A 26,797-nucleotide genomic window follows, 5' to 3' on the forward strand; every position below is an offset into this window, starting at 1 on the left:
ACTATGTTCAATATGAATGAAATCGTGGGAACTCACGACATCTTATTTATTACTCTAGACACACTGCGTTACGATGTAGCTCAAAATTTACTCGCACAAGGACACACGCCTAATTTAGAAAAAGTTATAAACACAGGTTGGGAAGAACGTCATTCACCAGGAAATTTCACTTACGCGGCGCATCATGCTTTTTTCGCTGGCTTTTTACCTACTCCGATAACGCCAGGAATTCACCCCCGAATTTTTGCTTTAGGATTTGAAGGAAGCACCACCACAACTGATAAAACTTGTGTGTTAGATGGCTCAAATATTGTTAGCGGATTAGCTGCTAAGGGATATCATACAGTTTGCATTGGTGGTGTAGGTTTTTTTAACAAACGCAATCCTTTAGGTAATGTAATTCCTTCGATGTTTGCTGAAAGTTACTGGAGTCTAGAGTTAGGTGTTACTCACCCCAAATCTACAGAAAATCAGGTGAATCTGGCGAGGGAGATTTTAGAAAAAACGCCAAGTCATCAACGCCTATTTTTATTTATAAATATTTCGGCTTTGCATCAGCCAAATTACTTTTATCTTCCCAATGCTAAGGATCAAATTGACACCATTGAATCTCACGCCGCAGCTTTGCAATATGTAGATAGTCAATTAGCTAAACTCTGGAATATTATACGCCAAAGACATTCTACATTTTGTATTCTCTGTTCCGACCACGGGACAACTTATGGTGAGGATGGTTACACTGGACATCGACTCAGCCATCCCGTTGTTTGGACTGTTCCATATACAGAGTTTATTTTATGAAAATTTCACGCAGAGGCGCAGAGTTATTCTTTGTCTGAGATTTAAAGCAAATTCCTAAGTTGTGATAAAAATCCTCGAAATTTTATGATTAAAACCCAAAATCCTCAATCTAAAATCCAAAATCTCAAATCAAAAATCGCTCAATCACCCTATCAAGCATACGTTTATTCTTATCCCCACAAAACAGCTTATCGTCCTTTAACTCCGCCGATATATCTCCCCGAACTTTGGACGCAGCAAGATAGACAAGCGTTATTTCTCTATATACATATACCGTTTTGTGAAATGCGTTGTGGTTTCTGCAATTTGTTTACCACAGTCAGCCACAATGAAGATTTTATCAGTCAATATGTCCGCACATTACAGCGACAGGCGCAACGGATAAAAGCGGTGTTGGGTGATGCTTCATTTGCAAGGTTCGCTATTGGTGGGGGAACTCCAACTCAGTTACCCATTCAGCATCTCGCAACTGTTCTCGATATTGCTGAAAATACAATGGGTGCAAAGTTACAGGAAATTCCGATTTCTGTGGAAGTTTCACCAGAAACCGCAACAGAAGAAAAGTTAAAGTTGTTGCGATCGCACTCCGTTGACCGTGTTAGTATTGGTGTCCAAAGTTTCATTGAGTCGGAAGTCTTAGCAACCCAGCGTCGTCAATCTAATACTCAAGTAGAAGCCGCATTGACAAGGATAAAAGAAGCTGGGTTTCCTATTTTGAATATTGATTTGATTTATGGTTTACCTGGACAAACTGTCAATACGTGGTTGCAATCAATACAAACTGCCTTGCGCTTTCACCCAGAGGAAATTTATCTATATCCCTTGTATGTACGGCCGTTAACAGGTTTAGGACGCACAGATAAAGAATGGGACGATATTCGTTTAGCTTGTTACCGCGAAGGGCGATCGCTTCTATTATCGCAAGGATATACCCAAGTTTCGATGCGGATGTTTCGACAAAGTGGACAAGGTGGACAAGGAAGACAAGGTAGCCATCTTTCTCCCTTGTCTCCCCCCTCTCCCTCCCCCTCCCCCGTCTACTGCTGTCAAGCCGACGGTATGATTGGTTTAGGTTGCGGCGCACGTTCCTACACCAATACTCTGCACTATTCTAATGAGTATGCGGTGGGTGCAAAGGGAATCAGCGAGATTTTGCAAGCATATATTCAAACACCCGATGAGTTATTTGAATACGCGCACTATGGCTTTCAACTAGATGCAGAAGAACAACGTCGGCGATATATTTTATTATCTTTACTTTCCGATGAAGGATTAAATTTCGTTAATTATCGCCTGCGATTTGCTAGTGAAGTAGACGCTGATTTTCCCGAACTTTCAGAATTGCTAACTTTAAGTTTGGCGATGAAAGATGAAGATAGTTTACACTTAACTGAATTTGGTATTGAACGTTCTGATACTATCGGCGCGTGGTTATTTTCTGAAAAAGTTCAGGAATTAATGCAGGGTTATGAGTTGAAATAGTAGGTTTTTCAATGACCTAAGTTTTATGAGTGACTAAATAAAAATTGATAAACTAATATGCACCTCACCATCCTTTATCGCGGCTCTTTAATCAGTTGCAACTATGGCTGTGAATATTGTCCCTTTGCGAAACGCCAACAAACAGCCGCAGAATTAGCAATTGATCAACAATCTTTAGAAAAGTTTGTCAATTGGATTTCCCAACATCTCCAACATCAATTTTCAATTCTGTTCACTCCTTGGGGAGAAGCCTTAATTCATTCTTGGTATCAGCAAGCCTTGGTAAAATTAACCCATTTACCCAACGTTAATAAAGCCGCAATTCAAACTAATCTCTCTTGTCAACTAGATTGGGTAGAGGAATGTAACAAAGATAAATTGGCACTTTGGGCTACTTTTCACTCAGAATGGGTATCACGCGATCGCTTTTTATCCAAATGCCTGCAATTAAACCACCAAAATGTTAAATTGAGCGTCGGAGTTGTGGGCTTCCCCAAGTTTAAATCAGAAATAGCCGCTTTACGTCAAGAATTACCAAACCAAATTTATCTGTGGATTAATGCTGTCAAAGCTGAACTCCCCAATTTATCATCAGCAGACAGAGAGTTTTTCCAATCTATCGACCCATTATATGAATTAAATACCAAACATTATCCTAGTTTTGGTCATTCTTGTCGGGCTGGAAAATCAGTAATTTCTGTTGATGGCGATGGGACAATACGCCGTTGTCATTTTATTAAATCACCAATTGGTAATATTTATGATTCTGATTGGGAAACAGCTTTATCTGACCAACCTTGCACTAACCAAACTTGTCATTGTCATATTGGTTATGTCCATCTTGATTACTTAAACATGAATCAAGTTTTTGGTTCTGGACTTTTAGAAAGGATTCCCGATAATTGGGCTATCCATAGATAATATAGCAGTCATAGTTGATATGTGAACAATGAAGACAAGGGGGACAAGGGGGACAAGGTAGAACAGGGACAGAGATGTTTATAAATCATTTAGGATTGCGATAAGATAGTTGGTGCAAGATAGAGCGATCGCACAACTTTTGATAGCAGCATTGCAAGAGATAGAAGAATCCATCATCTACAACCCATTACCAATTAAAATAAAAGCCGACCAATAATAAGGATGATTAAACTCACTATTCTTCCCCGTCAATAAAGCAATTTGCGCCTTTTGTAACGCCTCAGATTTAGTAACTTTCCCCACTTTCAAAGCTGCATAAAACTCATTCATTAAAGCTTGTGTCCCACCATCAGATACAGCCCATAATGAAGCCATTGTAGCTTTCGCACCTGCTAATTGGATCTGATATCCTAACCCTAAAATTTCTTGTCCATTGGCTGATTTTTCACCTAAACCAGTCTGACAAGCACTCAACACTACTAAATCAACATTTGACAAAGACCAATTTTCGATATCTCGTAAAGTCGCGTGTTCGCCATCACCAAACACAATAAATGAATCTTCTGGGGAACCATCTACCAACTTACCATGCGTCGCCAAATGTACAATTTTGTAATCATTCATTTGGGGAATTGTTGCATTAGGATTAAAATCTTTATCTAAGATAACCTTGCTACCAGGAAGAATTTTAGCTACGTTTTCAACTTCAGCTTTAGCAAATTCTAAACCACTAAACATTTCTTGGCGTTGACCAACTGCTACTGTATATTCGCCTTTAGTAAAAGCCGCAGCTAAAGCATTACTTGGGGTTGGTGGTTGATTCACTAATTTAGTCAAACTAGCAGAGGTAATATTATTAATGACAAACTTCTGCACTAACCAATTCTGCCCATCATATAATGCGGCTAACGGCACATATCTCAATTTACCATCAGGGGCATAAATTATAGTTTTAGCTTCGGCTTGTTTTAAGTCATTTTCTATAGGTTTAATCAACCAGTTATATAATTTATTGGCTGGGGTTTTACTATTTTTGTAAGGAACAAGAATTGCTTCTCGAAATTCATTAATTGTTTGGTTTAATTCTGCGGCTTTGACTGGTACAGTACGATGAATTGGTGGCGCATCAGCCGAGACAATAACTAACTCTAACCTGTCATCTAAAACTAAAGGATATAACAAAACAGCTTTTTGATTTAACTGGCGTAAGTTATCTCTTAAAGAATTAAGTTGGCGTAAGTTTAAATTTTCCTGTCCTGATGTGGCTGATAATTGTTGTACCAACGCCACAACCGAGGGACTTTTAATAAACTTGTTAAATTCGGCGTTAGTACTTTGTTCCAGTTTCACTAATTCAGCAAGGCGTTTTTCTTGCGTTGCGGTACGGGTTTGCGGGGGAATTTTTCGCAGGGTGGTGAGTTCTTTCCCAAGAGCGATCGCTTTATCTTGAATGGCGCTATACTTCTGAGATATTTGCTCTTCCTGTGGTTTCAACGGTAATTTTTCGGGTGTCACTGCTACGGTTGCAGTACTTCCCCGTTGAGTATTGCGATTTGTGACTTTTGGTGTACTAGCGCCGCGATTGCCAATATAATCACTAACTTCCTGAATTTTCAGCAAATCTAAAACTTGTTGCGCTTCGGCTGGACGATTTTGCTGCAATAATAAATCAGCTAGACGGCGATATCTTTCCGAGACGGTTTCGGTGTAAGATTTCTGAACATCTGTCGGCACACCCCGCAAACTTTGGCGAATCGTTTCGGTTAAATTAACCGATTGCTTGTAAAATGCGATCGCTAGTGGTGGTTGATTTTGGGCTGCTAAAACGTCCCCTAAAAACTTCAGTGTAGCAGCTTCACTAATTTTGTCTTCCACCTCTCGATGAATAGCAACAGCTTGCTGATATAACCCCAAAGCTTGATCGTATTGATTTTGTTTTTGATAAACTTGCCCTAAGTTACTAATTGTTACGCCTTCACCAGTGCGATCGCCAACTTCCCGATAATTAGCTAAAGCCTGCTGATTATATTCCAAGGCTTGGTTATAGTTACCTAAATTTTGGTAAACTCGTCCAATATTATTTAGTGCAACTGCAAGACCTAATTTATAGTTATTTTGCTTGTATATCTCTAAAGCTTGCTGATATAACTTGAGTGCTTCGTCATACTTACCCAAGCTAAAATAAATCTGCCCAATGTTATTCAGATTTAACGCTGCACCTTGAAATTGAAATGAATCTTTGCCAAACGCATCACCAACATTAGCACGATTGGTAACTTGTTGCAGAGCTTGAGCATTTTGACCAAGGGCATTATACAATAACTTGATTGCTTGCTCGTCTGTACTTTGATATTCTCCAGTGCCAAGTTTTTTATAAATATTTGTAGACTTTTCCGCAAACTCCAAGGACTTTTGATACTGACCTAAGCTAAAATATGCACCTGAAATATTATTGAAAATCGCTGCTTGCGTTCCATAAAAAGTAGAACAGCATTCTTGTAAATCTTTTAATCCTTGCTGATAAGAATCTAAGGCTTGAGCATAGTTTCCCAAGTTGAGATAAACAACACCAATGTTGTTTAAAGTTTGAGCAGTACCACTTTTATCACCCTTGGCTTTTTGAATTGTCAAACTTTGTTGATAAAACTCTAAAGCTGGAGAATATTTGCCAGTACGGAAGTAAACTGAGCCTATATCTGCTAATAAAATAGTTTCGCTAGTTGCGTAATTATAACCTTGAGGATTTGCCGCTTTTAGTTCTTGGAGAACTTTTAAAGCAGGTTGATAAAAATCGAGAGCTTTTTGATAATCTCCGAGATTCAGATAGACTTCAGCGATATAAGATAATGGTATCCATTCGTTCTCTTTATCGCGGAGTTTGCGGCGAATATCTAAGGCTGACTGCAAAAAATCCAGTGCTTTAGGGTACTCTCCTTTCCGTAAATAAACGTAGCCAATATTTACCAAGCTATTGGCTTCTCCAGCCTTCGCACCATACTGTTTAAATATTGCTAAGGACTGTTGAAAGAGTTCTAACCCGGCTTGTAAATCAGCCAAACCCACTAAATCCTTATAAACTATTCCCTCACCTTGATTATTTAACATGATGGCTTCGGTGAGGCGTTCTTCCGCAGTGGGAGTTGGCGCTTGAGCAAGGATAAGTTGTGAATGATACAATACTAAAGCTGGTGATGTGACAGCCAGTAGGAGAGTAGCAAGTATTGGGGAAAATTGCATAAGCACAGTTTTTTATGCAGTTAAATAGTTATAGTTTATTGTTCCCATAAACGAAACTAAAGTTATAATTAAAAACTTAATATTTGATAAAGCTATCTTTTCTTTAAAGCAGGCGATCGCTCCCAGAAACAATGGTATAATTGCCCTAATTTTCTCAGACTTCTTTGCAATACTTAACTTGCTTCTAATGAATAAAAGTTAATATAGATTAAAAATAATAAATAACATCATATTTTATAAAGTTAACTGAGCTAATATTAAGAGTAAGCTTAATTATTGAAGCCTAGTAAAAAGACTAGGTAAGATGTAGCAATAAAACTAAATGTTTCTAGTTGATTTCATGTATTTTATCTGCAATATACTAGTGATTTCAACTTGACTTGCTCTCAAATACTCAGTCCGATAGTTAGGCAGAAATAATTAACATTTCAAACAACAGGTAATCCTGCGTAAAAAAGTTAGGTTATTGAGCCAAAAGTTGGTAAATCAACTGAGCCAATTCCTGAATAGCAAACACTAAAGCAACATTTACAAGTCAGAATTAAGCAATGATAGAAAAAATTTTGTTAGCGGTTTCGGGCTTAGGTCATGCAGAAGAAATGCTCAAAACCTTGAAAGAAGTACCATCAATTCAACGTGCTAAAGTAACAGTTCTGCACGTTGTACCTCCCCAAAGTACTGCTTCTGCAATGACAAATAAATGGGAAGAAGGGGGTAAAATTCTTGCCAACGCCATTCAGTCTTTAAACTTAGATCCTAGCCAAGTTTCTTCGATTTTACGGCAAGGTGAACCCAAAGACGTAGTTTGTCAAGTAGCCGATGAAATTGATGCTGACTTAATCATCATGGGTTCACGCGGACTCAAGCGTTTGCAGTCAATTTTGGCAAACTCTGTCAGTCAGTATGTTTTTCAATTGTCTTCTCGCCCCATGTTGCTGGTTAAAGATGACATTTATGTCAAAAGAATTAAACGCATCATGGTAGCGTTAGATAATTCTGATCCAGCCAAACATTGTTTAAGTTTAGCTTTATTCTTGCTGCGAGGTGTTCCTGGTAGCCAATTAATTCTGACTCATATTAATACTGATTTGCGCGGTAAAACCTCAGAAGTTGCTGAAGTTATCCCCGAAAAAAATCCCATTTTTGGCGCAGCTTACGCCGAAGCTCAAAAATATGGTGTCCAAACTCGCTGCTACACCAGTAGCGGTAAACCCGGTGAAGAAATTTGTCGTCTCGCCGAAGAGTTGAGTGTAGACTTGCTTCTACTCGGTTCTCCAGATCGTCGTCCATCAGTAGCCAAGAGCTTTGTCGATATAGACAGACTCATCGGTGCTTCTTTGTCTGATTATGTTCGAGTTAACGCTACTTGTCCAGTATTGTTGGCAAGAACTAGTGCATAAAACTACGAGGAGCTAGAGGCTAGTACCGCTACCCGGAAGTCAAAAGTCAAAAGTCAAAAGTCAAACAGCTTATATCACAAGCTTTTCACTAACTTGAAATGGTATCTTTACTTCCGCCACGTTGTACTAGGATAAAACCGTGTGCAACTTTCTCTCAAACCTAACCCCCAACCCCTTCCCTCGCAGGGAAGGGGAGCAAGACTCAAAGCCTCTCTCCGCTTCGGGGAGAGGTTTGGAGAGGGGTTTTAAAAATAAGTTGCACATCGCGTTAGGATAAGTATTTTTTAACTAGCCTCTAGTCTCTAACCTCTCTCTACTCCAAATTTAGCGGTTGATAAATAAAAACCCCCGCACCAGTGGTGTAGGGGTTTTTTATCTTATGCACAAACTATTAACTATCTTTTTTACCTTCGCGGCTGGCTGTTTGGATGTACAGAATTAATAAAAACACAGAGGGAACTAGTACGAACAGAATGCTCGCTACGAACCCTAAGTCATTAACTTGCATGGCAAAGAAGCCTCTCTATATTTTCCAGTCAACAACTTTAGAATAGCATCATCGATGCCCGTGTTAGCCTTATTTTTTTTACTTCTTATGTCACCAATGCTGCTGGCAGGTAAGCTTTAAGGGTTAAGGTTTTGTTACTACACTCACAGGGCCATGTACTAAAGCTTGACAGGCGAGGCGGTAATTATCGGGTTTTTTCTTAAATTTGCGCTTTTCTACATCGGTGCGCGGCGAAAGATTTTCTAAACCTTCTACTACCTCTACAACACAAGTACCACACTGACCATAACCACCGCAGTTGGTCATTTTTCCAAATAGTGTGTACAAATCAATACCGTTTTCTACCGCTTTTAGCCGCAAGTTAGCGCCATTAGCAGCTATGACTTCTTTGTCTTCTTTAACAAATTTAATGTTACCCATAAATATTTAATTCCTTGTTGACTGTAAAACCCTTGGCTAAAAAGATTAATACCATTTTGGATTAAGAATTGCAGTCTATGTCTAGGTTCTGTCAATCCATGCGATCGCAATCTTTTTTCCAATTGGCATAAGTTTAAATTAGTCTGTATCAACTATATTACTTAACTTTTTGCTAGTTGTTACAAATAATTAAGAAATATCAAGTTTTAGCAAAAACATATTGTCAAAAAAAATAGGACAGGTACAATACCTGTCCCATTGATGAAAAATTTACTTAACTTACCTAAATCCCACAGCTGCTTGCCATACGAAAGCAAGTAACAAGAAGAAAACAGGAATTACTGGAAGAACGTCTACCAGAGGATCGAAAATTTGGTAAGCTTCGGGCAGTTTAGCTAATAATAGTGCTGCTTCCATGTTCGTTTTTATCCAATCTATCCAACACAGCTTTCATAATTGAGATGTATCTTAACATGGTTTCGCCACTGAGAATTAGTTATTCGCTGCTTTGAAAAAAAGTGAGTAGAGACTAAGGACTAGTACAGGTCGGCGGAAATAAAGATATCATTTCAAGTTAGTGAAAAGCTTGTAATATAAGCTTTTTGACTTTTAACTTTTGACTTTTGACTTCCGCGTAGCGGTACTAACCTCTAACCTCTGAAATATCAGACACCGAGTAATTTGTAGATTAAGCTGTTGATGAAGGTGAGAGCTAACGCGCCTAACACAGCACTCCAGATACCGAAACGTAACCGGAAGCCCTCTACTAACCAAGCAGCAATACTAAAACAAACAACGGCAATCATAAAAGTGAAGATGCCGGATAATAAATCAAATGTAAGGAAATTCGGTACTGCAAAGATTAGGCGTAAAATCGGTCTGATGATCGCCGTAACAATACCGAGAACTGCTGCTGAAATAAAGGCTTTTTTAGGTGAGTCAACTTCAACTCCGAGGGGAAGTTTACTAATAATCAGCAGGCTGATAGATGTTACTACCCACACAATAAAAAGCGTTACAATTGCATTCATTGCCACAACCCTTGAAACGCGAATGGCGATTGGCGATCGCTTGTTTAAGCAACCGATTTCAGATTTTTTGAAGCTTTGCCAATTACTTGTAAATTACCAGATATTTTTCTCTATCAATAATTTATTTTTTATATCTTTAGGTTTGGGTAAGAAATTATCAGGAGGCAGGAGGTTCACTTCGACTACGCTCAGTGACCAAAAGTCAGAAGTCAGGAGTCATAATCCAAAATCCACAATGGAAGATGAAGAAGGATTTTTGCTGCATCTTCCATCACTGCATTTTAAATGGGAAAATTCTGTTCAAATTTATCAGTTTGGAGCAGAATTATTCGGATTTCCTGGTGCTACTGGTATTTGTGTTGCTGGTGCATTTGGTACACCAGGAATTACGCCTTCCCCAGTGGGGGGCTGTCCATAATTGGGAGGTATTTGGTTAGGGTTAATAGGGATATTGGGATTAAAATTTCCCTGGGGATTGGTTTCGGGAATTGGTGCATTAGGCACGCTAGGATTATTGGGAAAATAGGATTCTGGCAGCTGATTAGGTTGAGTGGTGGAAGTTTGACTCGGCCCAGGGATAATGCCTAAAGAAACGCGATCGCCTCCGACTTGGCGTAACAAATCTAGGGTTTCCACCACATCATTATAAGTTGCAGTTCGGGAAGCATTTAATACCAAAATCCCATTCGGGTTTTGTGCGAGATATTGCCTGAGTATCTCTGCTAATTCCTCGCGTTTTACAGGCTGTTTTTCAATGTAAATATTACCCACAGCATCAATGGTCACAATTTGACTACCAGATTGTCCTGCGATCGCAGATGTCCCGGTAGAAGCTTTAGGCAAATCAACATTAATGGCTTGTTGGCGAGTAAATTGTAATGCTGCTAACAAAAAAAACGTCAAAATACAAAAAACAACATCAATTAAAGGAATGATTTGAATTTGTACTTCTTCAACTGGAGTATGCAGATTAACTTTCATCGTCTGTAAAATTTTAGTTATAGCAAAGTGCTGAGTGCTGAGTGCTGTTCACTGAGCAACTTGTACCGAGCGAAGTCGAGGTAAGTCGAAGTGTGAGTGCTGAGTAATAAATTGTCTTCTGCCTCCTGGTCACTGAGCGTAGTCGAAGTGAGCCTCCTGCCTCTGGTTGGTGAGCGACTTGCCTTGAGCGCAGTCGAAAGGAGCCGAACCACTGCCTTCTTATGACTCAGGATCTAATGAATCAGTCACATCTGGTTCTTCTGGAGGTTGGGGAAATAGATTTTTAGCTTTTTTGCGGGGTGGAGTGACAGTTTCACGAGAAGCTTCATGCACAATTGCTGTATTGTTGCTAAATTCTGGTGGAGATTGACGATAAAGTAATTCCAAATCATTCCCCGCCTTGCGAAAAATTTTGACTTGGTTAACTAAAAAACCTTGGAATAGCCGATAAAATACCAAACTAATAATTGCAACGATTAACCCTGCGGCAGTACTAATCAAAGATTCACCAATCCCGGTAGTTACGCCAGCAGCTGATTCTGTACCTAAATCACCAATGCGAATTGAGCGCAAAGAGTGAATCAAACCCAACACTGTACCCAATAGTCCCAACAGTGGGGAAAGTGCAATCACCGCCTCTAAGAGTTTTTCACCACGACGCATCCCGGCTAATTCGTCTTCGGCTGTGGCTTCTAGTGCTAAACGAAAAGTTTCCAAATCCACTTTTAACAGGCGTAAAGGCGCGTAGAGAAATCGCCCAATGGGCTGATCTGTAGATCGTTTAGCGATATCTGCGGCTATATCCCAATCTTCTTGGGCTGCATCTAGAACACGGTTCACTACTTCCTTTTCTTGATTTAAAATCCGCAGCCAAAACCACAAACGCTCTAAAATCACACTCAAAGCCAGAATTGACAAAACTGCCAAAGGCCACATCGCTGGCCCACCCTTTTGAAACAGGTCTAAAATATCCACTGCTTAACTTTCCTCCCTCCGTACTTAGAGCAATTATCCCAAAGCATTTTAATTCTAAAGATTAATGTGCAGTTAGAAACTCAGATAATATAAATTTCCTGAAGCAAAGAAAGATTAGAGGTTAGGGGCTACCTGGATTTCTCTCTTGTGAGAAATCCAGGGGTGTGGGAAGGGTGGGAACCCGGATTTCTCACCACACCTTTCAAAGCCTGTGCAGGGGAGCAGGGGAGCAGGGGAGCAGGGGAGCAGGGGAGAATGAAGGTACTCTCTCCCCTGCCCCTCCGCACCTCTGCCCCTCTGCCCCATCAAACGCCTGAAGCTTGTGAGAAATGCGGGGGAAGTGTGGGAGGATGGTGAAGAAATCTTTCCCCACACTCCCCTCTCTCCCCACACTCCCCTCTCTCCCCACACTCCCCTCTCTTCCCACACTCCCCACACTCCCCACACCCTATTCCCCACCTCCAACTCAGTTACGGAACTTAACTATTGCTAGACTGGCTTGCAGGAATTATGTCATAAGTAAAAAAGGCTGTTCAATGCAAATCAACTTATGACTGCTGCTGTACAAAACTCTCCCAACTGGGCTGTTAACTTGGTAAACGGCATTTTAGCAATTAAGCCTTTAGCGAACCTAGCCAAGCACCAAGCCCGGCAAATGATGATTAAACGCGCTGAAAAAATTGGTGTGCCTTGGACAAAGGAAGTAGAGAAACTCAAAGCGCGTAATTGGTCAACAGATTTAGCGCAGGTACAAAATCCGCAGCTTTCCTATCCAGATTATTATGTCACTTCATTTCATGCCTACGAACAAGGCAATCTGAGTTGGCAAGCGGCGTTTGAAGTCGAACCTGCTGCCCATGCTGTTCACGCGAAAATTTGGCCTGGTGCTGAAGTTGAAGGCGATCGCCAACTCCGGCAGAGTTATCATAATATTCTCAAACCTTTTTTGGCTGAGGAACCACGCGACATTCTGGATATGGGATGTAGTGTGGGATTAAGTACTTTTGCTTTGCAGCAGGTTTATTCCGAAGCGAAAGTGACAGGCTTAGATTTGTCTCCCTACTTTCTGGCTGTTGCTAACTACCGCGCCCAGCAACGTCAAGCTAATATCAATTGGCTTCATGCCGCAGCCGAATCAACAGGGCTACCAGATGCGTCTTTTGATTTGGTTTCGCTGTTTCTGATTTGTCATGAATTACCCCAAGCACCCACGCGCCAAATTTTTGTGGAAGCGCGGCGGTTGTTGCGTCCTGGTGGTCATCTGGCAATTATGGACATGAATCCCAAATCGGAAATTTACAAAAAAATGCCTCCCTACATTTTGACTTTGCTCAAGAGTACTGAACCATATTTAGATGAGTACTTTTCTTTGGATATTGAGCAAGCTTTGATGGATGCAGGTTTTCAACGGCCTACAATTAGCAGCAATAGCCCCCGCCACCGGACTGTAATTGCTAAGGTGCGTGACTAATTTAGCTGTAATACTATGGGCGGCAATTCCCCCACTGTTACTTTTAGGTTATTACTATTACCGTGTTGTCTTTGCTCCGGCTTTACTGCGTTTGCTGTGGTTTTTTATAGCCGGGGCAATTTCTGGTGGTGCTGCCCTGGGTTTACAATGGTTGGCGGAACTGGGATTTAATTCAATTGTAAACTGGCAACAAATTCAGCGATCGCTTTTTGGCGCAGCCTTACGTCAACTCATAGAAATCGGCCCCATTGAAGAAGGTTGCAAGTTCATCGCCGTTATTCTCCCCATTATCTATCTCCAACGCAGATATCGATTCCGCAGCAGTAGCATTTTGCTATTTACCATTGCTGTGGCTTTGGGGTTTACCGCCGAAGAAAACTGGATTTACCTTTACCACGGTACCGCCTCAATTCTTGACCGGAGTATTGGTACACCAGTTCATACAATGTTTTCTGCACCTTGGGGTTATGCTTTAGGAGTTTATTTTGCCTCAAATCTCAAATTACATCACCACCAGAAGTTAATTTTCTCAGCTTTTATCAATTCTGTGGTTTGTCATGCACTGGTGAATTTTTTATCAATTGCTTGGCGTTATGCTGTACCAATTAACTTTCTCAGTTATGGTTTATTTCCCTTTTTATTGTGGATGTTTTGGCGATTAGAACAATTATTAAGAAGGGTACAGAAGCAACCACCAATCATCTTAATTTCTCGCTCATGGCATAGAGGTTTAGTGTTATTTGCACTGATGTTGGGAGGAAATGCTATTTTTGGGTTATTTTTGTTAGCTAGAGTTCTTGAACCTTTACGTTGGAGGCAGTTTTTTTATCCAGAAATTGGGCGTTTTATTCTGAGTCGTTTTTCCTTGAATTTATTTTTAGCAATTTTGGCATTGTTGATTTATTTGTATTTACGTCATGGGGGATAGGTTATAGAGTGAGGTTGAAATTTGCAGTCAGATACTAAAAAGGAATTAACCGCAGATGGACGCGGATGCACGCAGATGATTTTGGATATTATCTAAGATGAAAATGACTTAATAATAATATACTGAAGGTTCATTTTCCCTTGATTTTAATTTCACTAATCTTACGATTGTCATCATCGCTAAATTTATAGATATTAGAAACATGGAATTTAATGTTGAAGACAATGAAAAGATTTTTAGTCATACCGATTGCTTTAGCCAGTTTAACTATTGCTTTATTGCCTGCTCGTGCTGAAGTTACAGAATCAGTAATAAACAATATGCGCTTTTTTATTACTAGTGATAACTTATTGATTGCTGCCAACATCAAGAGTGGTTCTGCTTGCTCTTTAAACAAAGGTACTTCTATTACTAAAATGGCTGGGTTTAAAGCAATCTATCAAGACAAGACTAATGCCAGGGTTTCAGGGAGAGTTGAAAGTTTTTTGGCACTGAAAAATAATGAAATTTATCCAGTTGCAGGTAAGTTTCAAAGCAATGCTAAAGTTAGAACTGCTGACTGGTTAATTAGAAATACAGAATATTATCCTGAGTTTCTCAGTGAAATGGCAGATTGTACAACTGAAGGCGGATTAAGAAGAATGCAGTTCGACTCTTCTTCACCTTGAAGCTTTTACGCGGGATGAAAGTAATCGTAGATTTCCTGTGCTAGTCGTGGGCCGATTCCTGGAACTTCGGCGAGTTGAGCGGGTGTAGCTTGGCGGATATAATCGACTGAGCGAAAATGACCTAATAGTTGCTTTTGGCGATGATGTCCTAAGCCGGGGATTTCATCTAAACGCGATCGCTTTAGTTTATCACTGCGTTGTTGACGATGGAAACTCACGGCAAACCGATGGGCTTCATCCCGTAACCTTCTAAGTAATTGGACTCCTGGTTGTTCTGCGTCGGTGGGTAAGGGTTGCGACTCTCCCGGTAAAAAAATCTCTTCGCGCTGTTTTGCCAAACTCACAACCCGCAAGTCTTCTAGTAAGTTCATTTCTTGCAACACGCCAACGACAGATGATAGCTGACCTTTACCGCCATCAATCATAATTAAATCAGGCCAGTCAGGATTGCCGGCGCGTGGTAGTTGGGAATCTTCGCTATATTTCCGAAACCGCCGTTGAATGACTTCTGCTAAACTGGCAAAATCATCGGAATGTCCTATTGTGACGGTGGGATTTTTGATTTTGTAATGGCGATAATTTTGCTTGGCGGGTAAACCATCAATAAATACCACCTGAGAAGCAACCGCATTAGAACCTTGGATATGGGAAATGTCGTAACCTTCAATACGGTGGGGTAATTCTGGTAAGTCGAGAATATCTGCTAAATCTTGCATGGCTTGTGTATTGCGATCGCCCAATTTTTGCATTCTTTGTAATTCATATTGGGCATTACGCTCAACCATCTCAATTAATTCTGCCTTGGTTTGGCGTTGAGGCGCAACAATTGTGACTTTTCTACCCTTCCTCTGAGTTAAAACATCCGCTAATATTTCTGTGTCGGGTAACTCATGCTGTACCAAAATCTCCGTCGGAATTTCCACCGCGTCAGCAGTTTGATAATGTTCTTCTAAAACTCGTTGTAAAATTGCACCTGATTCAGCTTGTGCATCAGCAACAAACGCCAAGCGTCCGACTAATTGTCCAGCGCGAATTTGAAATAATTGAATGCAGGCGTGTTGTGTATCTGCGGCTAAAGCGATCGCATCCCGCGAAACTGTATCATCTGGTAAGGATACTTTTTGATCTGCCGTCAGAGATTTTAACCCAGAAATTTGATCACGTATCCGTGCCGCCGATTCAAAGTTTAAAGCTTCGGCGGCTTTGTGCATTTGTTCGCTCAAAATATCAATTAATTCCTGAGTTCTACCTTGGAATACCATTGCTACTTTCTGCACAGTTTTGCGATATTCGGACGGGGAAATCAATTGTTGACAGACACCAGGACAACGCCCCATGTCATAATTCAAACAGGGACGGTCTTTAAATAAAGGTTGGGGTCGTTGTCTGAGTGCAAAGATGCGCTTACTAATGCGGAGGATTTCTCTTAATAAACCTGTATCTGTATAAGGGCCGTAGAACTTATCTTTTTCTTTACCTAGTTGACGTTTGCGTGTAATGAAGATGCGGGGATAGTCTTCTGACCAAGTGATGCAAACGTAAGGATATTTTTTATCATCTTTGAGCAGCACATTAAAGTATGGTTGGTGCTGCTTAATTAAATTGGCTTCTAACGCCAAAGCTTCGGCTTCGGTGTCGGTGACAATAAACTCAATTTCTGTGACTTGTCTCGCCATTGTGGCGATGCGTTCGCTTTTGGTGTAGCCTTCACGAAAATAAGAACGCACACGCGATCGCAATTTCCGTGACTTACCTATATATATAATGCGATCGCTGCCATCCCGCATAAAATAAACACCGGGTTCCGGCGGGATTTCAGCTAATCGGTTTTCTAGACGCTCTGGATCTTTGACTAGTGGTAGTATTTGAGCAGATGTTGTCACAATTAAATTTTTGGTAATCTGACGCTTTTACCTACCTCTATTTTAGAGAATAAACTCAGCGTTGCGGAATCTGAGGATGAAAGAAAACAAAGAACGTGTAAAGGTATAAGAGTGTATTTATCCAAAACCTGACACCCTATACCCTTACACTCTTTTACCCAGTTTCCATAGACAAACTGTGTACGTAAGATTTATATATTAATTAACTAGCGATCGCTACTGACTTTTTGCGAGCGGGACGTTTACGGTCTGATTTTTTCTTAAATCCTACGGCTTGCGCTTGATCACTATCTGAACCATATTGTCCCCGCACAACTTCTTTCATGGCTAACACTGCGTTGTGAAATTCCCATTCGGCTAATCTCGCCGCATCAGTAGCCGCACGGTATAAAGTGAGTTTTTCATTTTCGACTTGTTGCAGCATTAACATTTTTTGATAAGCTGTCTGCAAAGCGTCTTCTGTGGCATCAGCGCGGGTTGTTGTATAGTTGTTAATCGTTTGCAACCCGTGTAAGGAAGTGGTGTCTTGAATAATTATCTGACGAGATAAACGACGTGTAGTGTCTTGGGTAGGCATGGATGTTTCCGTATAAGGATACATATTTAACGTACCCATTGCAACTAAAAAATTATCAGTAATATAAATTTTTTAGCTAGGATAATATTTAACGTAAGCGTGCAGTTTGATTGCAGACTAATACATTGTGAATGTGAGTCGTTACATTCATAATGTGAACCAGTACATTCATGATGTGAGCGATCGCATTAATAATGTGAGTTGTTACATAATAAATATGACTCATCACATTTATTATGTAAGTAATTATATTTACATAACAATGATATTTATTTTAGCTAAAAATTTTAGGTTTCAGGAATCATCAACATGAATCATGTCTTTGACCATCTACAAATCAATAGATATCGCGGGTTAAAGACAATAGCACTGTCCCAATTAGGACAGGTAAATATTTTTGTTGGTGATAATAATTCAGGAAAGACTAGCATTTTAGAAGCTATTGCAATTTTATGTAATCCACTTGATCCATTTCAGTGGTTAGAAATTTCACAACGCCGCGTTTATCTTGGTAAAGCATTGGCAATTCCTCGCCCAGATATTGACGCATTAAAATGGATTTTTCCGCAAAATATCAACTCTTTTAATCAAGAAGAGAGCAACAGCGAGATTTTAATTAATACCAGTGGTAATACTTCTATAATTGGGCTGAAAGCAACCTTAGAAGAAATTTATGGTAGTGGATCAGAAAATCCTCATAATGAGCAATTAAATGAAGATGTGTCTACTGCTGAAACTGACTCTGTACGTTCAGGTCTGGAATTAAAAGTTATAGCTTATTCTAAAACAGGACAAAGAGATTTATTTACTCAGGAAGTAGAACGCCAAGAAATATTTCAAATTTGGGAAAATGAGCGGTTTATTTGGCGTAAAAGAAGTAAACCTTTTGTCAACAATGCAACTGTATCTCCCTCATATTCTTCATCACAGCCAATTTTAGAGCGACTAACACAAATAATTTTGGAAGATCCAGGTGGAAAACAAGAAGTATTAGAAATAATTCAATGGTTTGACAAAAATATTATTGATATTCAAATATTATCTCCATCTACAGCTAAAGCAACTCTTTATATAGAACATCAACAATTAGGTTTTGCGCCTTTATATACTTTTGGCGACGGACTGAAGCGAACTTTAGTAATTGCTTTAACTTTGTTCTCTACTAAAAATGGTGTGTTGTTAATTGATGAAATTGAAACATCTATTCATGTTTCAGCACTGAGTAGAGTATTTTCTTGGCTTGTGGAAGCTTGTTGTAAAAGAAATGTACAGCTTTTCACTACAACTCATAGTCTGGAAGCGGTTGATGCTATGTTACAAACAGATATGAGTACAGAGAATATTGTTGCTTTTCGATTAAATCCCCAAGGAAAACCACCACAAAGATTTTCTGGTAATCTTCTGCATAGACTACGCTCTGAGCGCGGATTGGATATTAGAGGTAGTCATGGTTAAATATTGTTATATAGTGGCAGAAGGGCCACAAGATATTGAATTTTTAATTCGATTACTAAAATTTTATAACTTGCGTCGAGTCACAAGATTATCTGCACTAGATCCATTTTGGGAACCACTTGTACCAAAAACATTTCCTGTAGATGATGATTTGATGAAACGTGTACCTGTTCCTACTTTTTTAGAAAATAGTGAATTGTCTATTGCTTTACACAGTGCGGTAGGAATTACACGTTTAGCGAATACTGTAGAAGAGAGTTTAGCATTAATTTCATCTGCTGAGATTTTTAGTGTCGGTTTTGTTTTAGACGCTGATAGCAATGAAACACCTTCAGCAAGATTTAACGCCTTAATTAATGAAATTCAATCTATTGCTTTACCTTTGCCATCTGCACTAGGAAAAGTCACAAATACTTCTCCACGATGTGGCATATTTATTATGCCTAATAATCTGGTTGCAGGTACTTTAGAAGACATTCTGCTAGAATGTGCTAAGTTAAACTACCCAGATTTACTGCAACTTGCACTAAATTATGTTTCTAGTATTGATCAGAGTCAATTAAGCAAAGATGATTTACGAGAATTAAATAAGCCATCAGGTAAAAATAAAGCAGTCATATCAATCATTAGCAGCATCCTTAAACCAGGAAGGACTTTACAAGTTTCAATACAGGATAATCGCTGGATTGATGAAACTACACTTATGATAGAAAGTGTAAATCTTGTTAAAACATTTCTGGATGAAATTTTAGGAATAGTATAACTAATCAAAATAGTTACACTAGCTATGAAAATGTTGACATCAATGATACCTAGTTAAAGAAAATAAACCGCAGTTAAGAGAATAGTAGGTTGGGTGTAGGGATAGCGTAACCCAACAAAATATGCGTGAATGTTAGGTTCCGTTCCTCTACCCAACCTACACCAGTCTAAGTTGTTACCTTAACTGAACTGTATTGAGATGTAATACCAATTCGCAATTCGCAAGTCGCAATGACGCGACGCTCGTTCCTCGCTAACGCTTCGCTATCGCAGGCTCGCTAACGCTGCGCTAACGTAATTAAAAAATTTAGCTCCAGTAAGACTTTCCTGATTTCTATCTGTCGCATTCTTTTCTTAAATTGGTATAACTAGCTAAATTTTCACAATTTAATCTCTTCCGTGAAAATAGTTGATAACGGCAACTCTGACTGACAAAGATTAAGATAGATTCGCGCGACTTGATCTAAGGGGTTTTGTTGTAAGCAATCTTGAAAATGTTGGGCGGCTAAGGTAAATTGTTGGGTTTGGTAAAATTTGAGGGCAGTGTTAAATAATTCGGTGGTTGCTAATTTACCTTGGCGAATTTCAGGAACATCGGCGGTAAATACTTCATGAACGGTGACGGCTGTGATTTTACCTTTGACTTTTACTTGTCCAACTATGCGAATATCAGAGCGATCGCAATTTTTCAAACGTTGAAATGTTTGGTCTGTAATTAATAGTGGTGTGTTAAATGTTTTGGTTAAGCCTTCTATTCTTGAGGCTAAATTTACCGCATCACTAATGACTGTGCCATCCATACGATTAAAGCCGCCGACTGTGCCTAAAATCAGCGAACCAGTGTTAATCCCAATACCAATTTGAATTGGGGTTTGACCTTGAGTTTGCCGTTCTTGATTGTAAGTTACTAAAGCTTGTAACATCGCAATGCCGGCTTGCACAGCATCATCAGCATTACCAGCAAATAAAGCCATAATCGCATCGCCAATATATTTATCAATAAAACCATTATGTTGAATAATTATTGGTTCCATACAACTCAAATATGAGTTGATAAATTGAAAGTTTTCGGCGGGGGTTAACGTTTCTGATAAAGTGGTGAATGAGCGAATATCGGTAAATAAAACTGACATTTCCTGTTGGGCTTGATCACCCAACTGCACATCAACAATACTTTGTTTGTTCAGGAATTGCAGAAACTGACGGGGAACAAAGCGTTCGTAGGCTTGGTTTAAGGCGGCTAAGTCGGTGTATAAACGGGCGTTTTCCAGAGAAATTGCTGCTTGCGTTGAAAGTAAGTTAAGTAACTCTAAACGATCAGGGGTGAATGCGCCTGTGGTCAAGTTATTTTCTAAATAGATGATACCAGTGAGTTTACCTTGATTAATTAAAGGCGCACATAAAAGCGATCGCGGTTGAAATTGGCGAATATAAGGATCACGGATAAACTCACCTTTGCGCGTGGCATCATTCAACACTACACTTGTTTTAGTGCGGATGACATAATTGACAATTGCCACAGACAGCATTGAACTATTTTCTATCGGCAATGATTTTAAGACGTGAATGTTATTTTTTTCAACTGTACCTTGGGCTTCAATTAAAAACTTGCCTTTAGTTTCTAATAGTAAACACCCTTGTTGCGCTCCGGCATTTTCCATTAAAATTTGCATTAAATTAGTCAGCAGTTTATCTAGCTGAATTTCTCCTGATAAAGCTTGGGAAGCTTTCATCACTGTGACTAAATCTAGGGAAGCAGAACCACTGGTACTTGTAACGCTGCTGGCGTTGGTACTTTTGGTAGAAAGATGAGGACTAGTAATTCTTTCTAACTTGCGGCTTAATAATTGGGGATATTGATTTTCCAGATGTTTAACTTTTGCAGTTGCGCCCCATTGTAAATAAAGATAAGCAGCATCCTGCATATATCCTTGGGCAACTTTCTGTTTATTTTGGGCGAGATAAAACTTGGCTGCAAGTTCATTGGCTAACGCCGCTTCGTTAGGATAGTTGTTTTCTTGAGCTAAATTAATGGCACGATCATAACAAGCGATCGCTTCTGCTGTTTCATCATGGACTCGATGCCATTCTGCTTCGACTAAGGCTAATTTATGGCTGTAATTACTCGGTGCAGACTGCGCCCAAGTTTTTAGCTTTTTGATATTGGCTGTAACTTGTTTGAGGAATGTTTGCCGTTCTGTTAAATTGCTATTTGTTACTAAGGCTAACCGCACTAAAGAATCATAAAAATAAAACCAACCAATGATAAATAACGCCACTACAGCATCTATATAAGGAATTGCTAGTTCGGCATTTTGCCAAGCAGTTTGGTAATCTTCAAACCAATAATTCAATGTCAATAAATGAGTGTAGACAGTAAAAGTTGCTGTGCGGTAATTTGTCTCAATGTGTAGGTGTAAGCTGGTTGTGATATTGTAAAATTCCCCTACCAACTCACAGGGATTGGCATTTTTACCCTGCAAATTAGCGATCGCCTGCCGATAAATTTTAATTAAATCTAAAACTGGCTTTTTCTTAAACTTCTGAATTACTTCTAAATAATTAGCTAAACTTTGATCTACTTCTTTTAAATCTTGACCACAAAAATAACTATGACTGGTGCCAACATTTGCCGAAAAAGACGCATACTCTGTATCCCCGGTATCTCGGCCTACTTGAAAAGCAATTTGCAATGCAGGTAAGGTATTAGCAATTGGTTCTCGCCAGTGACGCACAAAACTATTCACCACAAACAATACTCTAGCTTGCATATTTTTGGCATTTAAGCGTTCTATTAGTTTTAATGCCAACTCACCAAACTCATATCCTCCTGTTAAATCTCCGACAACGCCACACAAAATCAAGCCGTAAGTAGCGTAAGCAAAAGCTGACTCTGGCGTATTGCCATGTATGGCGGAAAGTTCCACTTGTTTAAACACAGTTAAAGGAAATAAGTTTGGCGCTGCTAAATAAGTTGAAGAAGCAATACTAGATAAAATATGAATTGCAGCTAACTTAGTCGGATTAGTTAGTTGAGGTAAATCAGCTAAATTTTGTACTTGTCTACCAGCTAAGGCGAGTTTTGTTTTTAATAGTCCCAACAAAATTTGCAATTGTCCAGGATTAGCTGCTAAAGGGATTCCCAAAAGTTTGAGAACTTGCAAACCTAATTTTACGGCTGTTAATAATTCATCTCTGGCGACAAGAGATTGAATTTTAATGGCATAAACTTGGACTTGATCAATTGTGGTTTGAGTGTGACGTAACACCACCTCAATTAATTCATCCATATATTCAAACGCCCCAGCCAAATAAGCAGCTTCTACAGTCGCTTCGTGCAGAGATAAAGTCAGAGAATATTGCTGTTGCCAACTTGTTGCTGTTAAACAATTAATTCCTGTTTTTAAATATTGCAAAGCAGGTTCGTAGGCGGCGGAAGCTTTTGCTTTGTTTCCGGCTGTTAAGTTTAACTGGGCTAATTGTTGTCGCTGTTGTGCATCTGTAATTAATTCCCAACCGAAATTTAATTGGTTAACAATGTCAAAAATCTTTTCTTCTTGTTCTGCAATAGTAATATTCTGCAATAACAATTGCCCAATTTGCAGATGCACTGCTTGTTTTTCTCTGGGAGGGATGAGTGAATAGGCTGCTTGTTGGACGCGATCGTGTAAGAATTTGTAGACAATATCTAAATTTGTTAAGTTGGCAGCAACTTCTTGATCGCCTACTTGTAATAATTGATAGTCGTTACCTTGGGGAAAAATTAGCCCCATTTCTACCGCTTCCCATAACTCGGCGGCTGTTTCTGGCAGAGATTTTTCTTGGACAATGGCTAAGGTTTTTAAATCAAATTGATTGCCAATGCAAGATGCTAACTGTAAAACTTGCTGAGAATTAATTGGCAGTTTTTGAATTTTACCCGCCATTAATTCCACAACATTATCGGTAATTTGTGCCGCCTGAATTTGGCTGAGTTGCCAATCCCATTCCCGGCGCAGCACATCAAATTGCAGCAATCCTTCTGTATACAGCGACTTGAGAAACTCATTCATAAAGAAAGGATTGCCGTTGGTTTTTTGCTGTAATAATTGTGCCAGGGGAGTTAATTTATCCCAATCATGACTATTAAAGGTATCACTCAGCAGTGCATGAATTTGCGGCAATTCTAAGGGTGTTAAGGCAATTTCATTAATTGTGACCCCGGCTGTTGTTAAAGTAGCGATCGCACTCCGCAAAGGATGAGTTGCATCTACTTCATGATCTCGATACGCCCCGATCAGCAATAAGTATTTACTATCTAACTGACTCATCAATAATTCAATTAACTGTAAAGATGCAACATCCGCCCACTGCAAATCATCCAAAAAAATGACTATAGGATGTTCTTTTTGAGTAAAAACAGTAATAAAGTTTTGTAATACTAAATTAAAGCGGTTCTCAGCTTCTTGGGGTAGTAATTCTACTACAGGCGGTTGCTTACCAATAATCAGTTCTACTTCGGAAATGACATCAATAATAACTTGACCATTGTCACCCAAAGCAGTTAATAATTTTTCCCGCCAAATATTGATTTCTGTTTCTGTTGCCGTTAATAGTTGACGAATTAAAGCTGTGAAGGCTTGAATTAAGGAACTGTAGGGAATATTACGTTGAAATTGGTCAAACTTTCCTGAGATGAAATATCCCCGTTTTTGCGTAATTGGTTTGTAAATCTCCTGCACTAAAGCTGATTTACCAATTCCAGAGTAACCGGCAATCAACATCACTTCGCTTTGTCCACGACTAGCCCGTTCAAAAGCTATTAATAAGTCGGTAACTTCTTGTTCCCTACCGTAAAGTTTTTGGGAAATTTGAAATCTATCAGAACTATCTTTTTTTCCTAGTTCAAAGGGTGAAATTGCTCCTGTTGTTGTCAATAAATCTAAGCATTGTTGTAAATCTGCTTGTAAACCAAAGGCGCTTTGATATCTTTCTTCCGCAGTCTTTTCGAGTAATTTCATCACTAATTGCGAAATAACTACCGGAATTGCCGAATTAATTTTATGGGGCGGAATCGCTTGTTTGGCAATATGACTGTGGACAAGTTCTACCGGATCTTCGCTAATAAAGGGTAATTGTTGTGTCAGCAGTTCGTAAAACGTCACCCCCAAAGAATAAAAATCACTGCGATAATCAATTGCCCGATTCATTCTTCCTGTTTGTTCTGGCGAAATATAAGCGAGGGTTCCTTCTAAAATATTTAGGTTGAGTACAGTTGGATTTTCCTTTGACAACAGCGTTGCAATGCCAAAATCAATAATTTTGGTTTGGTGCGTTTGGGGATTTAGCAGAATATTGCCAGGATTAATATCTTTATGAATAATTTGTTGCTGGTGAATTGCACCTAAAGCTGCTGCTACTTGAATTGCAATGTGCAGAAAATTTTCCAGCGCCAAGGGATTTTGAGTTAGCCAACTCCGCAGAGGTTGTCCACCAAAATCTTCTAAAACTAAGACTAAGGTATTTTGATATTTTTCGATGCTGTAAGCTTGGATAATTCCCGGAACCTGAAAGCGGCGTGTCAGTTCGTATTCGAGTTTAAACCGAGCGATCGCTTCTGGGGTAGGATATTCCTCCCGCAATAATTTCAGCACGACTGGTTGGCGATCGGACTCTCGGTATCCCTGATACACCTGAGAACGAGGGCTATCATACAGTTCTCTTAAAATTTTGTACCCTTCCAGTGCGATCATAAATTGCTCAAGCATCAGAGCTATGTTTGTCAGCCTCACCAGTATAGTTTGGACGCTTTTAAAAGTGGTAAGATTACGTAATAGTTTTTTGTTAACAATGTAAAAAACTCAGTGTAGCGATCGCACTGAGCTAAAATAACAATATTTAAGTTTTGGGTAATTACCCTAAGTTAAGCTTAACTTTCAGTATTCATTAATCATCCTTCTCGCCGCTTTCATTGCCGTAAACCGGACGACAAATGTAGGTAGGATAGTTATACCCACTTGATGGATATCTTGATTGACCGCCTGAAGGTTGTCCACCGTATGTTGGCTGACTATCTGATGTTGTTCCAGTACCTTGTCCACCAGATAATAACTGCTGTTCTGCTGTTGATAAGTCAACAACTAAATTAGATGTAATGAATTTATTTGACATAATTTTTTACCTCACTTAAGTTTATAGGTATATCAAACCTATGCCTTTATTATTAGTTGTTTTGTCTTTTAATAAATTATTCTTTAGTCGTAGCTTTTTATTTGCTAACTCATTCTTTAGGATTAAAAATATTTAAAAAGCCAGTAAAAGCTCATAAATTAAATTACCATACTCCCGACCCCTTAAAGAAGTTATAAATATGAAAATGTTGATGATTTTTAGGATATGGTTTACGCCACAATTGATAATTAACACGACTTCCATTTATCGGAGCTAAGTCAATAAGGTTCGGTTAAGATCCCCCCGCCTACGGCGACCCCCTTTTTAAGGGGGTAAAAGATGATTTTCAGCCCCCCTTTTTAAGGGGGGTTTAGGGGGATCTCAAAATACTAAAACGTTAACCAAACTGTATTGGAAGCTAAGTACAAAATATGTAAATTACAAATTACAAATTAGTCAATTATCATGAACTACCAAGGGACTTCGCGAAGCGAAGTCCCTTGGTTTCAGACGCTTCACCTGCTGAACTTTCCTAAACCCTCCACAATGCTGTGGGTTTTTAGAAAGAGGTTCAGCATCAGCGTTTGAGAGGCTAGTTCCTAACCCCTTAGCATAATTGAGCATTACCATAGCTGCTGCTACGTCACGATCAGCAACAAAATTACAGACCTCACAATTATGCACACGTTGGGACAACTCTTTTTTCTTTTTGTGTCCACATCTAGGACAGGTTTGAGATGGAGCAATCTTGAGGGGTACATCAACAAATACCCCATTACACTCATCAAGTTTGTATTTGATAAGCGATATCAAGTTGCCAATTCCAACATCTAACAGTGACCGATTTAATCCTGTTTTTTGATGCTTTCTCTTGCTGCCCTTCTTGAGGCAGTTGCGTGGGCGGATTTCCTGTCATCATACCATTCACTTAACGAGAGAGTGCAACCCTCACTCAGAAAGAGTTCTCATGCTGTATTTTGCATTCACTTACATATTGTGTTGGTAACGAAGTATCGACGCAAGGTAATTACTTCACGCGATGTGCGACTTATTGTTTCGTTACACAAGTTCGGTGTATGAATGATTAAAAAGAAAATTCCCACAATCCGCACTGGAGCGAGAAAATCGTTACAAATGAGTGGAATGA

General features: G+C 39.4%; 22 protein-coding genes. 9 read left to right on the forward strand and 13 right to left on the reverse strand.

Translation table 11 applies throughout. From position 1 onward, the window contains the following. The first annotated feature begins 12 nt into the window (after positions 1-12). From H6G77_RS11750 to H6G77_RS11760, 3 genes are all read left to right on the forward strand, one after another. The gene (locus H6G77_RS11750; RefSeq protein ID WP_242048226.1) at positions 13-801 is read left to right on the forward strand and encodes an STM4013/SEN3800 family hydrolase; all 789 of its coding nucleotides are present in this window, start codon (positions 13-15) and stop codon (positions 799-801) included. Between the two features lie 84 nt (positions 802-885). Then, positions 886-2,283: an STM4012 family radical SAM protein gene (locus H6G77_RS11755; protein ID WP_190871635.1), complete on the forward strand. Its 1,398-nt coding sequence runs from the start codon at positions 886-888 to the stop codon at positions 2,281-2,283. Positions 2,284-2,340: 57 nt separating this feature from the next. Then, positions 2,341-3,204 (forward strand): STM4011 family radical SAM protein, encoded by an 864-nt coding sequence (locus H6G77_RS11760; RefSeq protein ID WP_190871636.1) that lies wholly within the window; start codon positions 2,341-2,343, stop codon positions 3,202-3,204. A gap of 177 nt (positions 3,205-3,381) precedes the next feature. On the opposite strand, the gene H6G77_RS11765 is transcribed toward H6G77_RS11760, so the two are convergent. Next, the gene (locus H6G77_RS11765; RefSeq protein WP_190871637.1) at positions 3,382-6,441 is read right to left on the reverse strand and encodes a tetratricopeptide repeat protein; all 3,060 of its coding nucleotides are present in this window, start codon (positions 6,439-6,441) and stop codon (positions 3,382-3,384) included. A gap of 548 nt (positions 6,442-6,989) precedes the next feature. Here H6G77_RS11765 and H6G77_RS11770 point away from each other — a divergent pair. Beyond that, entirely contained in the window at positions 6,990-7,841 is an 852-nt protein-coding gene (locus H6G77_RS11770; RefSeq protein WP_190588226.1) for a universal stress protein, read from the forward strand. A 391-nt stretch (positions 7,842-8,232) separates the two neighbouring features. Here the strand turns inward: H6G77_RS11770 and psbM are convergent, their stop codons facing one another. The 6 genes from psbM to H6G77_RS11800 all read right to left on the reverse strand — a co-directional run bounded on the left by psbM (position 8,233) and on the right by H6G77_RS11800 (position 11,756). After that, complete coding sequence (gene psbM / locus H6G77_RS11775; RefSeq protein ID WP_015113622.1) at positions 8,233-8,349, reverse strand: photosystem II reaction center protein PsbM; 117 nt, start codon at positions 8,347-8,349, stop codon at positions 8,233-8,235. Between the two features lie 123 nt (positions 8,350-8,472). After that, entirely contained in the window at positions 8,473-8,769 is a 297-nt protein-coding gene (locus H6G77_RS11780) for a 2Fe-2S iron-sulfur cluster-binding protein (protein ID WP_190588225.1), read from the reverse strand. A 279-nt stretch (positions 8,770-9,048) separates the two neighbouring features. Then, on the reverse strand, positions 9,049-9,186 hold the full coding sequence (locus tag H6G77_RS11785; RefSeq protein ID WP_006195022.1) for a photosystem II reaction center protein K: 138 nt from the start codon (positions 9,184-9,186) through the stop codon (positions 9,049-9,051). Between the two features lie 248 nt (positions 9,187-9,434). After that, the gene (locus tag H6G77_RS11790; RefSeq protein ID WP_062295233.1) at positions 9,435-9,800 is read right to left on the reverse strand and encodes a phage holin family protein; all 366 of its coding nucleotides are present in this window, start codon (positions 9,798-9,800) and stop codon (positions 9,435-9,437) included. A gap of 309 nt (positions 9,801-10,109) precedes the next feature. Beyond that, positions 10,110-10,781, reverse strand: coding sequence for a biopolymer transporter ExbD (locus tag H6G77_RS11795; protein ID WP_190871638.1), 672 nt, complete (start codon positions 10,779-10,781; stop codon positions 10,110-10,112). 219 nt (positions 10,782-11,000) lie between these two features. After that, the gene (locus H6G77_RS11800) at positions 11,001-11,756 is read right to left on the reverse strand and encodes a MotA/TolQ/ExbB proton channel family protein (protein ID WP_190871639.1); all 756 of its coding nucleotides are present in this window, start codon (positions 11,754-11,756) and stop codon (positions 11,001-11,003) included. Positions 11,757-12,306: 550 nt separating this feature from the next. Here H6G77_RS11800 and H6G77_RS11805 point away from each other — a divergent pair. The 3 genes from H6G77_RS11805 to H6G77_RS11815 all read left to right on the forward strand — a co-directional run bounded on the left by H6G77_RS11805 (position 12,307) and on the right by H6G77_RS11815 (position 14,823). Beyond that, positions 12,307-13,227: a class I SAM-dependent methyltransferase gene (locus H6G77_RS11805; protein ID WP_190871640.1), complete on the forward strand. Its 921-nt coding sequence runs from the start codon at positions 12,307-12,309 to the stop codon at positions 13,225-13,227. Then, positions 13,220-14,155 carry a PrsW family glutamic-type intramembrane protease gene (locus H6G77_RS11810; RefSeq protein ID WP_190871641.1) on the forward strand — a complete coding sequence of 312 codons (936 nt, stop codon included), beginning with the start codon at positions 13,220-13,222 and terminating at the stop codon, positions 14,153-14,155. Before H6G77_RS11805 ends, H6G77_RS11810 begins: the two co-directional genes overlap by 8 nt. Before the next feature lie 224 nt (positions 14,156-14,379). Then, complete coding sequence (locus tag H6G77_RS11815) at positions 14,380-14,823, forward strand: hypothetical protein (protein WP_199331454.1); 444 nt, start codon at positions 14,380-14,382, stop codon at positions 14,821-14,823. Between the two features lie 5 nt (positions 14,824-14,828). Here the strand turns inward: H6G77_RS11815 and uvrC are convergent, their stop codons facing one another. The 3 genes from uvrC to H6G77_RS11830 all read right to left on the reverse strand — a co-directional run bounded on the left by uvrC (position 14,829) and on the right by H6G77_RS11830 (position 17,509). Continuing rightward, positions 14,829-16,706, reverse strand: coding sequence for an excinuclease ABC subunit UvrC (gene uvrC, locus H6G77_RS11820; RefSeq protein ID WP_190871642.1), 1,878 nt, complete (start codon positions 16,704-16,706; stop codon positions 14,829-14,831). 202 nt (positions 16,707-16,908) lie between these two features. After that, entirely contained in the window at positions 16,909-17,283 is a 375-nt protein-coding gene (locus H6G77_RS11825) for a hypothetical protein (RefSeq protein ID WP_190588219.1), read from the reverse strand. A gap of 88 nt (positions 17,284-17,371) precedes the next feature. After that, positions 17,372-17,509 (reverse strand): hypothetical protein, encoded by a 138-nt coding sequence (locus H6G77_RS11830; RefSeq protein ID WP_190871643.1) that lies wholly within the window; start codon positions 17,507-17,509, stop codon positions 17,372-17,374. Between the two features lie 83 nt (positions 17,510-17,592). On the opposite strand from H6G77_RS11830, the gene H6G77_RS11835 reads away from it, so the two are divergent. Together H6G77_RS11835 and H6G77_RS11840 are read left to right on the forward strand one after the other, a co-directional pair. Then, the gene (locus tag H6G77_RS11835; protein ID WP_190588217.1) at positions 17,593-18,738 is read left to right on the forward strand and encodes an ATP/GTP-binding protein; all 1,146 of its coding nucleotides are present in this window, start codon (positions 17,593-17,595) and stop codon (positions 18,736-18,738) included. Next, entirely contained in the window at positions 18,731-19,501 is a 771-nt protein-coding gene (locus H6G77_RS11840) for a DUF3226 domain-containing protein (protein WP_190588216.1), read from the forward strand. The genes H6G77_RS11835 and H6G77_RS11840 overlap by 8 nt, the downstream gene beginning before the upstream one ends. A 379-nt stretch (positions 19,502-19,880) precedes the next feature. Here the strand turns inward: H6G77_RS11840 and H6G77_RS11845 are convergent, their stop codons facing one another. The 3 genes from H6G77_RS11845 to H6G77_RS11855 form a co-directional block, all read right to left on the reverse strand. Further along, entirely contained in the window at positions 19,881-25,247 is a 5,367-nt protein-coding gene (locus H6G77_RS11845) for an AAA family ATPase (protein ID WP_242049190.1), read from the reverse strand. Between the two features lie 178 nt (positions 25,248-25,425). Further along, positions 25,426-25,650 carry a hypothetical protein gene (locus H6G77_RS11850; protein ID WP_190588215.1) on the reverse strand — a complete coding sequence of 75 codons (225 nt, stop codon included), beginning with the start codon at positions 25,648-25,650 and terminating at the stop codon, positions 25,426-25,428. Positions 25,651-26,106: 456 nt separating this feature from the next. Further along, the gene (locus H6G77_RS11855) at positions 26,107-26,463 is read right to left on the reverse strand and encodes a transposase (protein ID WP_242049191.1); all 357 of its coding nucleotides are present in this window, start codon (positions 26,461-26,463) and stop codon (positions 26,107-26,109) included. Positions 26,464-26,797 lie beyond the last annotated feature (334 nt).

Source organism: Aulosira sp. FACHB-615, from assembly GCF_014698045.1.
Classification (GTDB): Bacteria; Cyanobacteriota; Cyanobacteriia; order Cyanobacteriales; family Nostocaceae; genus Nostoc_B.

Excerpts from the sequence above, each read along its gene's own strand:
- H6G77_RS11750 (WP_242048226.1), top strand. The coding sequence starts at position 13 with ATGAATGAAATCGTGGGAACTCACGACATCTTATTTATTACTCTAGAC.
- H6G77_RS11755 (WP_190871635.1), top strand. The coding sequence starts at position 886 with ATGATTAAAACCCAAAATCCTCAATCTAAAATCCAAAATCTCAAATCA.
- H6G77_RS11760 (WP_190871636.1), top strand. The coding sequence starts at position 2,341 with ATGCACCTCACCATCCTTTATCGCGGCTCTTTAATCAGTTGCAACTAT.
- H6G77_RS11765 (WP_190871637.1), bottom strand. The coding sequence starts at position 6,441 with ATGCAATTTTCCCCAATACTTGCTACTCTCCTACTGGCTGTCACATCA.
- H6G77_RS11770 (WP_190588226.1), top strand. The coding sequence starts at position 6,990 with ATGATAGAAAAAATTTTGTTAGCGGTTTCGGGCTTAGGTCATGCAGAA.
- psbM (WP_015113622.1), bottom strand. The coding sequence starts at position 8,349 with ATGCAAGTTAATGACTTAGGGTTCGTAGCGAGCATTCTGTTCGTACTA.
- H6G77_RS11780 (WP_190588225.1), bottom strand. The coding sequence starts at position 8,769 with ATGGGTAACATTAAATTTGTTAAAGAAGACAAAGAAGTCATAGCTGCT.
- H6G77_RS11785 (WP_006195022.1), bottom strand. The coding sequence starts at position 9,186 with ATGGAAGCAGCACTATTATTAGCTAAACTGCCCGAAGCTTACCAAATT.
- H6G77_RS11790 (WP_062295233.1), bottom strand. The coding sequence starts at position 9,800 with ATGAATGCAATTGTAACGCTTTTTATTGTGTGGGTAGTAACATCTATC.
- H6G77_RS11795 (WP_190871638.1), bottom strand. The coding sequence starts at position 10,781 with ATGAAAGTTAATCTGCATACTCCAGTTGAAGAAGTACAAATTCAAATC.
- H6G77_RS11805 (WP_190871640.1), top strand. The coding sequence starts at position 12,307 with ATGACTGCTGCTGTACAAAACTCTCCCAACTGGGCTGTTAACTTGGTA.
- H6G77_RS11815 (WP_199331454.1), top strand. The coding sequence starts at position 14,380 with ATGAAAAGATTTTTAGTCATACCGATTGCTTTAGCCAGTTTAACTATT.
- H6G77_RS11825 (WP_190588219.1), bottom strand. The coding sequence starts at position 17,283 with ATGCCTACCCAAGACACTACACGTCGTTTATCTCGTCAGATAATTATT.
- H6G77_RS11830 (WP_190871643.1), bottom strand. The coding sequence starts at position 17,509 with ATGAGTCATATTTATTATGTAACAACTCACATTATTAATGCGATCGCT.
- H6G77_RS11835 (WP_190588217.1), top strand. The coding sequence starts at position 17,593 with ATGAATCATGTCTTTGACCATCTACAAATCAATAGATATCGCGGGTTA.
- H6G77_RS11840 (WP_190588216.1), top strand. The coding sequence starts at position 18,731 with ATGGTTAAATATTGTTATATAGTGGCAGAAGGGCCACAAGATATTGAA.
- H6G77_RS11845 (WP_242049190.1), bottom strand. The coding sequence starts at position 25,247 with ATGCTTGAGCAATTTATGATCGCACTGGAAGGGTACAAAATTTTAAGA.
- H6G77_RS11850 (WP_190588215.1), bottom strand. The coding sequence starts at position 25,650 with ATGTCAAATAAATTCATTACATCTAATTTAGTTGTTGACTTATCAACA.